Raw genomic sequence first — 11026 nt, forward strand, 5'->3', positions numbered from 1 at the left:
CATTGTGCACTCTCGTCGGCGCACGTCCGTGCACGCGGCGTTCGCCCCCGGTGTCCTCGCAGGTCGTCCGGCGTCACCTCCGGTTCACGCGTCCCGGCGCGCCTCCGTCGACGCGACGCGACGTGCACGGCCCCCGCGCGTGACCGCGTAGAGGGCCAGGATGACGACCACCAGACCGGCCGTGGACAGGAGCTGGGCGCGCGCGGCGTCGTCTGTCAGCATGAGGACCGCCAGCGCCGCGAGCCCGGCGAGCACGGCCCACGTGAGCCACGGGAAGCCCCACATGCGCAGGGTCATGGGCTCGCCCGACGCGCGCGCCTGCGCCTCGATCCGACGGCGCAGCCGGAGCTGCGACACCGCCACGAGCACCCACACGACGAGCAGCGCCGCGCCCACCGCGTTGAGCAGGATGCCGAGCAGCGCCTCGGGCAGGAGCCCGTTGAGCCCGACCGCGACGAGCGCGAAGAACACCGACACGAGCACCGAGACCCACGGCACGTCACGGCGCGACACGCGCCGTAGGGCTCGCGGCCCGTCACCGCGCCCGGCGAGCGAGTACGCCATGCGGGACGTGCCGTAGACGTTCGCGTTGAAGGCGGACAGCAGCGCGACCACCACGACGACCTCCATGACGCGCGCGGCGCCCTGGAGCCCGGCGAGGTCCAGCACCGCGACGAACGGGCTCTCGGCGAGCAGCGGCGAGTCCCACGGCAGGACGAGCACCATGATCGCGACCGATCCCAGGTAGAACACGAGGATCCGCCACACGATGCTGCGGGTCGCGCGCGCGACGGCCGTGCGCGGCTCGCGCGCCTCGGCCGCGGCGATCGTGACGATCTCGATGCCGCCGAACGCGAAGACGACGACGAGCAGCCCCGCGGCGATCCCGCCCCAGCCCTCGGGCGCGAAGCCGCCGTGGCCCAGGAGGTTCGAGGTGCCGACGGGGTCGGTCCCCGGCAGCAGCCCGAGGACCAGCAGGACGCCGACCACGAGGAAGCCGACGATCGCCGCGACCTTGACGAACGCGAACCAGAACTCGAGCTCGCCGAACTGCCGCACGCCCCACAGGTTGATCACCGCGAAGACGACGACCACGGCGAGCGCGACGCCCCACTGCGGCACGTCCGGGTACCAGCCGGTGACGATGCGCGCCGCGCCGGTGATCTCCGCGCCGAGGACCATGACCAGCATGAACCAGTAGAGCCAGCCCAGCAGGAACCCGGCCCACGGCCCGAGCGCCTCCTCCGCGTACACGGAGAACGACCCGCTCGCGGGCCGCGCGCTCGCCATCTCGGCGAGCATCCGCATGACGAGGATGACGACGACGCCCGCGATCGCGTAGGACACGAGCACGGCGGGGCCGGCGGTCGCGATCCCGACGCCCGAGCCGAGGAACAGGCCCGCGCCGATCGCGGAGCCGAGCCCCATCATCGTCAGGTGCCGCGTCCGCAGCCCGGTGCCCAGGTGGTCGGCGGAGGTCGCGGACCCGGTCGCGCCGTCGGACGCCGGCGGTCGCTCCGACGGGGACGGGTGCCCGGTCGGTGCCGAGGGTTCGGGCATGGGGGTGCTCATGGTGCGGTCCTGCGGTCGGAGTCCCGGTCGCCGTGCTCGACGCCGACCCACGACGCTACACGGCCCGTCGCCGCCCTCCGCCCGCGGAGTCCCGTTCCGGGGACGCTCCGGCCCGGATGTTCCGCCCGGGCACGACGGCGCCCCGCAGCCGGCGCGAGGGATCGCTCGGGTGCGGGGCGGCGTCGGGCACGACGCTGTGCCTGCGACTACGGGGTCGCGGTCCGCGGGAGCGGCGCGACGGCGTGGTGCCGCGGCGTGGTGCTCTCACCGCCGGTCGCCCCGGCGGGCGGTGCGGGCTGTGGCGTGGCGCCGGTGCTGCCGTCGGCCGGTCGGCCGTCACGGTCCTGGCCGTCGCCCGGGGCGGCCGGGGCCACCGGCTCGGGAGGCGTCGCGTCGCCGGCCACGGGGCGTCGGGTCGAGCCGTTGATGACGCCGTCGTCCTCGAGGTCGTCGAGGTCGTCCTCGTCCACGGAGCTCGCGCCGTGCTCCGCGCCCGCGGCGAACACGGACGGGTCGGGCGGGTTGCCGAGCCTGACGTGGTTGAACAGCAGGTTGAGCAGGATCGCCATGACGGCGGCGGAGCTGATGCCCGAGTGGAAGATGATGCCGAACCACGTGGGGAACTGGTCGTAGAAGTCGGGCTTGGCGATGGGGATCATGCCGAAGGAGATCGACGCCGCCACGATGATGAGGTTCATCGGCCGCGAGTAGTCGACCTTCGCGAGCGTGCGGATGCCCGACGCGGCGACCGAGCCGAACAGCACGACGCCCGCACCGCCGAGGACCGGCGTCGGCACCGCGGCCACGACGCGGCCCAGGACCGGCAGCAGGCCGAGGACCACGAGGATCGCGCCGCCCGCCGCGACGACGAACCGCGACTTCACGCCCGTGATGGCCACGAGCCCGACGTTCTGCGCGAACGCCGACTGCGTGAACGAGCCGAAGAACGGCGAGACGACGGACGACGCCATGTCGGCGCGCAGGCCGTTGGCGATGCGCTTGCGGTCCACCTTGGTACCGACGATCTCGCCCACGGCGATGATGTCCGCCGTCGTCTCGGTGAGGGTCACGAGGATGACGATGAGCATCGAGATGATCGCGGCGATCTCGAACGTCGGGGCGCCGAAGCCGAGGAACGACGGGAACGCGGCGACCGGACCGTCGCCCACGCCGGAGAAGTCCGCCTTGCCGAGCGCGAGCGCGATGAGCGTGCCGACGACGATCGCGATGAGGATCGACAGGCGCGAGATCGTGCCGCTGCCCACCTTCGACAGCAGGATCACGATCGCGAACGTCAGCGCGGCGAGGCCGATGTTGCTCACCGAGCCGTAGTCGGGCGCGCTCGCGTTGCCGCCCATCGCCCAGTTCGCCGCGACGGGCATGAGCGTCAGGCCGATCGTCGTGATGACGACGCCCGTGACGACCGGCGGGAAGAACCGGATGATCTGCGCGAAGAACGGCGTGATGAGCAGGCCGACCGCCGACGCGACGAGCACCGCGCCCAGCACCCCCGGGATCCCTCCCCCGCCGTTGACGATCGCGACCATCGTGGACACGCCCGCGAACGACACGCCCTGCACGAGCGGGAGCTGCGACCCGAAGAACGGGATGCCGAGCGTCTGGAGGATCGTCGCGAGGCCGCCCATGAAGAGGGACGCCGCGACGAGCGTCCCGATCTCGGCGCCGGTCAGCCCGGCGGCGCCGCCCACGATGAGCGGCGGGGCGATGATGCCGCCGTACATCGTGAGCACGTGCTGGAACCCGTACCCGAACGTCGACCCGATGGGCAGCCGCTCGTCCTCGGGGCGTACCGGACGACGTTCGGCGCCGTCCGTGGCCCTCGTGGCTCGCGCGTTCATAGCGGACCTCCTCGTCAGCTATCGTTCCGCTTGGCGGAAAACTACTTCCACTATTCGAACGCCATGTGTGACGTGTGTCAAGTCCCTCCCGGCAACTCGCGCGTGGCCAGCCCGAACGGTCACGGCTCAGGCTGTCGCGAAGGTCTCAGCACCCCACGGGCCTGTGGCACGACCGGGCGCTGACACCTCGTGGGTGGGTCAGCCCGCGACGAGGCGGCGGGCCGCCGCCGAGTGCTCCGCGACCAGGGCGCCGAGGTCGAGGCCCGGGATCGCGCCGTCAACCACGCGCCACTCGCCCCCGATCATGACGCGGTCCGCGCGGTCGGCCCCGCACAGCAGGAGCGCCGCGACCGGGTCGTGGGAGCCGGAGAAGCGCAGCTCGTCGAGGCGCCACAGCGCGAGGTCCGCCTGCTTGCCGACGGCGAGCACGCCGACGTCGTCCCGGCCCAGGACGCGCGCCGACCCGCGCGTGCCCCAGCCGAGCGCGCGGGTCACGGGGATGTCGGCGCCGTACCTGAGGCGCTGGAGGTAGAGCGCCTGGCGCGCCTCGAGGATCATCGTCGAGGCGTCGTTCGACGCCGAGCCGTCGACCCCGAGCCCGACGGGCGCGCCCGCGTCCTCGAGCTCCACGGCCCGCGCGATCCCGGACGCGAGGCGCATGTTCGACGTCGGGCAGTGCGCGACGCCGGTGCCCGCCGCCCCGAGGCGGCGCACCTCCTCGTCGTCGAAGTGGATGCCGTGGCCGAGCCACGCGCGGTCCGTGAGCCAGCCGACCGACTCCAGGTAGTCGACCGTGCGCATCCCGAAGCGCTCGCGGCAGAAGTCCTCCTCGTCGATCGTCTCGGCGAGGTGCGTGTGCAGGCGGACGTCGAGGTCCTCCGCGAGCGCCGCGCTCTCGCGCATCGCGTCGGTGGTCACCGAGAACGGCGAGCACGGCGCGAGAGCGATCTGGACCTGCGCCCCGGCGCCCCGCTCGTGGTAGCGCTCCACGAGGCGCTGCGAGTCGGCGAGGATCACGTCCAGGCTCTGCACGACCGACTGCGGCGGCAGACCGCCGTCGTCCTGGCCGAGCGTCATGGACCCGCGCGTGAGCGTCGCGCGCATCCCGAGGCGCTTGACCGCGGCGACCTGGAGGTCGATCGCGTCGTCGAGACCGGCCGGGAAGACGTAGTGATGGTCGGCTGCCGTCGTGCAGCCGGAGAGCAGCAGCTCGGCGAGCGCGACCGTCGTCGCGAGCTCGTGGTCGCGCGGGGTCAGGCGCGCCCACACCGGGTAGAGGCGCTGGAGCCAGGGGAAGAGCGGGGCGTCGGCGACCGGCCCCCAGGCGCGCGTGAGCGTCTGGTAGAAGTGGTGGTGCGTGTTGATCAGCCCGGGCGTGAGCACGTGCTGCGAGGCGTCGAACGTCGCGTCGACGGGGGCGGACGGCTGCGCGCCCGCCGCGACGACCTCGGCGATCACCCCGTCCTCGACGACGACCCCGCCGCGCGCGTCCGGCGCGTCCGGGGAGTCGTCCGCGGTGAAGACGCCGAGCGGGTCACGGACCCAGGTGCGGGTGCTGGTCATGGTGCCTCCTGGTGGCTCGTGCTCACCGAGGCGCGGCTCCGGCGCCACGGTGCGCCGGCTCAGTGGTCCTGTCTGCCGATCCAGGTGCCGCGGGAACCGCGGCTGGGCCGACCGTAGGCCGGGCCGCGAGGGACCGTCAACCCCGGCGGACGACGACGCGGACCTCCGCCGCGCGCGACCTGCGGCGCTGCGGGATCCTGGGACCCGCCGCCCGCCGACACCCGGAGACCCGCCCGTGAACGTCTACGCCCCGCTCGTCCCGGTGTTCGTGGTCGCGCTGCTCGCACCCCTGCTCGCGGGCCTCATGCCGGTGCGGTCGCGCGTGCCGCAGGTCGTCGTGCTGCTCCTCGGGGGCATCCTCATCGGGCCGTCCGCGCTCGACCTCGCGACGCCCGACGACGTCACGCTCCTGTCCGACCTCGGCATGGGCTTCCTGTTCCTCCTCGCCGGGTACGAGCTCGAGCCGAGCCTGCTGCGCGAGCGCGTCGGGCGGCGGGCGGGAGCCGCGTGGTTGACGTCGCTCGTCGTCGGGGCGCTGCTCGTCCTCGTGGTCGTGGGTCACGACTCGCCGCACGCCGTCGCAGCGGGGGCGATCGCGCTCACGACCACCGCCCTCGGGGTCGTGCTGCCGATCCTGCGCGACGGCGGTCAGCTCGGCTCGCGGCTCGGTCGCGCGGTGCTCGTGGTCGGGGCGGTGGGCGAGCTCGGTCCGATCGTCGCCATGGCGGTGCTGCTCGGGACGCGCGAGAGCGGCGTCGCGGCGATCCTGCTCGTCCTGTTCGCCGTCGTCGCGATCGCGCTGTCCGCGCTCCCGGGCCGGCTGGGGCGCCTCAAGGCGCTCGGCGGCGACCGGCTCTTCAGCGCCGCGGAGCACGGGACGGGCCAGAGCACGCTGCGCCTCACGGTGCTGCTGCTCGTCACGCTGCTCGCGCTCGCCGCGGGGCTCGGGTTCGACGCGGTCCTGGGCGCGTTCGTCGGCGGCATGGTGCTGCGGCGCTGGGCGCCGGGCGACGTCGAGGCGCTGGAGAAGAAGCTCGACGCGGTCGCGTGGGGCGTGTTCGTGCCGGTGTTCTTCGTCAGCTCCGGCATGGGCCTGGACATCGACTCCATCGTCGCGTCGCCGCTGCTGCCGCTGACGTTCTTCATGCTCATGGTGGTCGTGCGGGGCGGGCCCGTGCTGCTGTGGTTCCGGCGCGAGCTGCCGTCGGTCGAGCGCGTCCAGACCGCGCTGTACGCCGCGACCGCCCTGCCGCTGCTCGTCGCGCTCACGGAGATCGCGGTCGAGCAGGGCGCGATGACGTCGCGCGTCGGCGCGGCGCTCGTGGGCGCGGGCGTGCTCTCGGTGATCGTGCTCCCGATGGTCGCGAGCCGGCTGGGCCCACGCCCCCCGGAGGCCGGCGAGTCCGCACCCCCGCCGACGGAGGAACGCGCCGGCGGATGACTCGCCGGGCGAGCGATGCGTCCGCGGGCGAGAGATGCGTCCGGGGACGCAGCGCTCGGACACGGACGCATCGCTCGGCTGCGGACGGGTCAGAAGGTCCACTGCTGGTTGGTCGACCCGTGGCAGTCCCAGATCACGAACCGCTGGCCCTCGTGGAGCGGGTTGCCGCCCTCGGCGTCCAGGCACCGGCCCGACTGTGGGTTGCGCAGCGTCTTCGACCCCGCGTCGTAGGCCCATCTCTGCGCGTTCGTGCCGTTGCAGGTCCAGAGCTGGACCGCCGTCCCGTTCGCCGTGCCGCTGCCGCTCACGTCGAGGCACTTGCCGAGCGCCCTGATCGTCCCGTCGCTCCCCCGCGTCCACGACTGCGCGACGTTGCCGTTGCACGGGACGATCTGCACGCGGTTGCCGTCGTGCGTCTGGCCCCAGGGGACGTCGAGGCAGTACCCGTTCGCGATCCGGATCGTCCCGGTCCCGGTCGGGAGGCCGCCCCCGGGGTTCGGCGGGTTCGAGGTTCCCGAGCCGTTGTCGTAGACCCGGACGTAGTCCACCTTCATCTGCTGGGGGAACGAGGTCGTGCCGTCGGGGTACCCGGGCCACTGCCCGCCGACGGCGACGTTGAGGATGAGGAAGAACGGCTGGTCGAACACCCACGCGTTCGCGCCGACGCTCGCGCGCGTCACGCGGTGGAACTGCTGGCCGTCCACGAACCAGGTGATCTCACCGGGCTTCCAGTCCACGGCGAAGGTGTGGAAGTCGTCGGCGAACGACCAGCCCTGCGGGTGCTGGTACATGCCCGTGATGCCGGCGCCGCCGGAGTACCCCGGCCCGTGCACCGTGCCGTGCACGCGGTGCGGCTCGAAGCCGACGTTCTCCATGACGTCGATCTCGCCCGACGTCGGCCAGCCCACCCCGGGGAGGTTGCCGCCGAGCATCCAGAACGCCGGCCAGATGCCCTGGCCCCGCGGGATCTGGATGCGTGCCTCGACGCGCCCGTACTGCGGCTGGTACTTCCCCTGGGTCGTCATGCGCGCGGACGTGTACGACCCGTCGGCCTCGCGACGTGCGGTGATGACGAGGTGGCCCTGACCGTCGAGAGCCGAGTTCGCGCGGGAGGTCGTGTAGTTCTGGAGCTCGGCGTTGCCCCAGCCGCCGGCGCCCGTCTCGTGGTTCCAGCGAGCGGGGCTCGGGGCCGAGCCGGCGGCGCCGTCGAACTCGTCCGACCAGATGATGTCGCCCGGCGCGGCGGCGGCCGACGTCGCCGGGACGGCCACGGCGAGCGCCGCAGCGGCAGCGGTGAGCGCGGCGACGACGGCGCCCGCGACCCTGCGGCGCGCGCGAGGAGTGGTGCGGTCCCGGGTCCGGGGTGGGTCGACGGGCGGGGTGGTGGGCAGGGAGCGCTGACGTGCGAGGTCCATCGATCCTCCAGTCCGGCGGCGGTGCCGCCTGCGTCTCGCCACGGTGCGCGACGTGCTCTCGGCGCGACTCTGCACCGGGCGGGGGCCGTTCCTCGGCCCTCCGTCCGCGACCCTACGGTGGCGGGAAGACGCCGAGCAAGCGCTCTCTCGGCGTGTCGTGGGATCGCTCCCACTTTGACGCGGGCCGACAGCGGGGCCCTGCGCGCCGACGGCGGTCGGCGAGAGCGCCGGGAGCGTCAGGCCGTCGCCGGGACCGCCGCGTCGAGGATCGCCTCCGCCGCCCGGCGGGCCTGGCACGCGACGTCGACGTCCTGCGTGATCGCCGCCGTCGTCTGCGCGCCCTCGGCGAGCAGCACGACCTGGAGCGCGACGTCGTCGGGCAGCCCCGCCTCGCGCACGACGTCGCGCGCGTACCGCTGGAACGACTCCTTGTGCTCGCGCACGGCCGCGGCGACGGCGGGCGACGTCGCGCCGAGCTCGCCGAACGAGTTGATGAACGCGCACCCGCGGAACCCGTCCTCGCGGAACCACGCGTCGAGGAAGTCGAACACGGCGAGCAACCGGTCGCGTGGTGTGGTCGCGCCGGCCGCCGCGCGGGCGATCCCCGCGTCCCACTGCTCGGTGCGGCGCGCCAGCACGGCGACCACGAGGTCGTCCTTGGACGGGAACAGCGAGTAGATGCGCTTGAGCGACACCCCGGCCTCGGTGCGGACCGCGTCCATCCCCACGGACTGGACGCCCCGCGCGTAGAACAGCCGGTCTGCGGCGGCCATGACCGCCGTGCGTGCGCTCACGTCGTCGAGCATCGTCATCTCCTGTTCACGTCGCGCCACTTGCGCTGAGAACCATCGTTCTCTAGTGTAGCGACCAACGGGAGAACGCTCGTTCTCCCGACTTCCGCGAAGGGAGCACGACCATGGGGTACATCACCGTCGGGCAGGAGAACTCCACCGACATCGAGCTCTACTACGAGGACCAGGGCGCCGGGCAGCCGGTCGTCCTCATCCACGGCTACCCCCTCGACGGGCACAGCTGGGAGCTCCAGAAGCGCGAGCTCCTCGACGCCGGCTACCGCGTGATCACCTACGACCGCCGCGGGTTCGGCGCGTCGAGCAAGGTCGGCAGCGGGTACGACTACGACACGTTCGCGGCCGACCTGAACACGGTCCTCGAGACGCTCGACCTGCGCGACGTGATCCTCGTCGGGTTCTCCATGGGCACGGGCGAGCTCGCCCGCTACGTCCACAACCACGGGCACGAGCGCGTCGCCAAGCTCGCGTTCCTCGCGTCGCTCGAGCCGTTCCTCGTCCAGCGCGACGACAACCCCGAGGGCGTCCCGCAGTCCGTGTTCGACGGGATCGCCGAGGCGGCCCGCGCCGACCGGTACGCCTGGTACACGCAGTTCTACAAGGACTTCTACAACCTCGACGAGAACCTCGGGAAGCGCATCAGCGAGGACACCGTCCGCGCGAGCTGGATCACCGCGATCGGGTCCGCCCCCGTCGCCGCGTACGCCGTCGTGCCCACGTGGATCGAGGACTTCCGGGCCGACGTCGAGGCGGTCCGCGCGGCCGGCAAGCCGACGCTCATCCTGCATGGCACGAAGGACAACATCCTCCCGATCGACGCGACCGGGCGCCGCTTCCGCGAGCTCGTGCCGGACGCCGAGTACGTCGAGGTCGAGGGCGCGCCCCACGGCCTGCTCGTCACCCACGCGGCCGAGGTCAACGAGGCGCTGCTCGCCTTCGTCGGGCGCTGATCACCGCGGCGGCCCTCGCGGCCCGGGCGCCGGGAGACCGGCGCCCGGGCCGTCGTCGGGCTCAGCGTCAGGCGACCGACACGCGGTAGTCGTCGGCGTCGTCGTCCCAGGCCAGGTCGACGGCGCCGGCGGCCTGCGCCGCCTTGCAGAACTGGAGGAAGCCGCGGTACCCGAGCGCCTTCTCGCTGAAGTCGGGGCGCTTCTTGCGGATCGCGTTCTTCAGGCCGGACAGGACGGTCGAGCCGCCCTCCTCCCGGACCACGTCGCGCACGAGCGCGAACGCCTGGTCGGTGTCGCCCTGCGCGGGCAGCGACACCTCCGGGTCGCCCGTCGCGGGTCCCGGCGCGAGCTCCACGAAGCTCCGGTCGGCGAGGAACCGCAGGAACTCGCCGAAGTTGCGGAACCCGTAGTCGGCCTCGCTGAACGTCGGGTCCTTGCGCAGGAGCGTGCGCTTGAGCACCGACGCGGTGACGGGTCCGCTCGTGGACGCCTCGAGGTCCGCGAGCGTCTGCGCGACGCGCACCTCCATGGGGACGTCCTCGCCCGACGGCGCGTCGTCGTCGCCCTCGGGGGTCGTCGCGGCGAGCGCGGGCTCGTCGGCCGGCTGCTCGACGGGCGTCGTCTCGCCGTCGACCTCGGCGTTCTCGGTCACGACGGGCTCGCCCCGCCGGGACGAGCGCCCGACGGCCTCGCCGAGCTCCGCGAGCGCCGCCGCGGCCGGGGTCTCGACCTCCGGCTCGGCGATCTCGGTCGCCTTGCGACGTCCGGACGTGCGCCCGCCGGAACGCTTCGCCTTGGCCCCGCCCGACGCCGTCGCACCGGACGTGCGCGAGCCGCGGACCGAGCGGGGCTCCGGCTCGTCCGGGACGTCGACGCCCTCGAGCCTGTCGTAGAAGAGGAACTCGTCGCACGCGGGCGGCAGGAGGCGGGACGTCGACTTCTCGACGCCCACGCCGATGACGCGCTTGTTCAGCTCGCGCAGCTTGTGGACGAGCGGGGAGAAGTCGCTGTCCCCCGTGCACATGACGAACGTCGAGATGTAGTCGCGCTCGAACGCCATCTCGATCGCGTCGACGACCATCTTGATGTCGGCCGCGTTCTTGCGCGACGCGCCCATGCGCTGCGGCATCTCGATGAGCTCGACCTGGTGCCGCGTGAGCGAGCGCCGGTCCTCGTCGAAGTACGACCAGTCCGCGTACGCGCGCCGCACGACCACGCGCCCGCGCACGGCGAGCGCGTCGGCGATCGGGCCGAAGTCGAACGTCATGCCGCCCAGGTGCTCGCGCGCCCCCAGGGCGAGGTTCTCGTAGTCGATGAAGACGGCCAGGCGCTCCTCGGTGTCCATGCCCGCCAGCCTAGGCGCAGACCACGACGCGCCGCCGCCGCACCCCGGGGCCGTGCGTCACGTGCCACCGCA

The 11026-nt window shown here is 73.2% G+C and carries 8 protein-coding genes; 2 read left to right on the plus strand and 6 right to left on the minus strand.

Annotated features, from left to right (window positions below; all coding sequences use genetic code 11):
- Nucleotides 1-84: 84 nt before the first annotated feature.
- The 3 genes from AC6CH9_RS09925 to AC6CH9_RS09935 all read right to left on the minus strand — a co-directional run bounded on the left by AC6CH9_RS09925 (nt 85) and on the right by AC6CH9_RS09935 (nt 4994).
- Nucleotides 85-1572, minus strand: coding sequence for an amino acid permease (locus AC6CH9_RS09925; protein ID WP_498154734.1), 1488 nt, complete (start codon nt 1570-1572; stop codon nt 85-87).
- A 206-nt stretch (nt 1573-1778) separates the two neighbouring features.
- The gene (locus AC6CH9_RS09930) at nt 1779-3431 is read right to left on the minus strand and encodes a nucleobase:cation symporter-2 family protein (protein WP_498154735.1); all 1653 of its coding nucleotides are present in this window, start codon (nt 3429-3431) and stop codon (nt 1779-1781) included.
- A 198-nt stretch (nt 3432-3629) separates the two neighbouring features.
- Nucleotides 3630-4994, minus strand: coding sequence for an 8-oxoguanine deaminase (locus AC6CH9_RS09935; protein ID WP_498154736.1), 1365 nt, complete (start codon nt 4992-4994; stop codon nt 3630-3632).
- Nucleotides 4995-5229: 235 nt separating this feature from the next.
- Between AC6CH9_RS09935 and AC6CH9_RS09940 the strand changes: the two genes are divergently transcribed.
- Nucleotides 5230-6435 carry a cation:proton antiporter gene (locus AC6CH9_RS09940; RefSeq protein ID WP_498154737.1) on the plus strand — a complete coding sequence of 402 codons (1206 nt, stop codon included), beginning with the start codon at nt 5230-5232 and terminating at the stop codon, nt 6433-6435.
- 89 nt (nt 6436-6524) lie between these two features.
- On the opposite strand, the gene AC6CH9_RS09945 is transcribed toward AC6CH9_RS09940, so the two are convergent.
- Together AC6CH9_RS09945 and AC6CH9_RS09950 are read right to left on the minus strand one after the other, a co-directional pair.
- Nucleotides 6525-7850: a ricin-type beta-trefoil lectin domain protein gene (locus AC6CH9_RS09945; protein ID WP_498154738.1), complete on the minus strand. Its 1326-nt coding sequence runs from the start codon at nt 7848-7850 to the stop codon at nt 6525-6527.
- A 236-nt stretch (nt 7851-8086) separates the two neighbouring features.
- A complete protein-coding gene (locus tag AC6CH9_RS09950) occupies nt 8087-8656 on the minus strand; it encodes a TetR/AcrR family transcriptional regulator (RefSeq protein ID WP_498154944.1) in 570 nt (189 codons plus the stop codon).
- Between the two features lie 110 nt (nt 8657-8766).
- Between AC6CH9_RS09950 and AC6CH9_RS09955 the strand changes: the two genes are divergently transcribed.
- On the plus strand, nt 8767-9609 hold the full coding sequence (locus AC6CH9_RS09955) for an alpha/beta fold hydrolase (RefSeq protein WP_498154739.1): 843 nt from the start codon (nt 8767-8769) through the stop codon (nt 9607-9609).
- A 67-nt stretch (nt 9610-9676) separates the two neighbouring features.
- Here AC6CH9_RS09955 and AC6CH9_RS09960 read toward each other — a convergent pair whose 3' ends face one another.
- Nucleotides 9677-10954 carry an NYN domain-containing protein gene (locus AC6CH9_RS09960; protein WP_375823365.1) on the minus strand — a complete coding sequence of 426 codons (1278 nt, stop codon included), beginning with the start codon at nt 10952-10954 and terminating at the stop codon, nt 9677-9679.
- Nucleotides 10955-11026: the final 72 nt, after the last annotated feature.

The sequence above is a fragment of the Cellulosimicrobium sp. GQ32 genome (genome assembly GCF_059758455.1).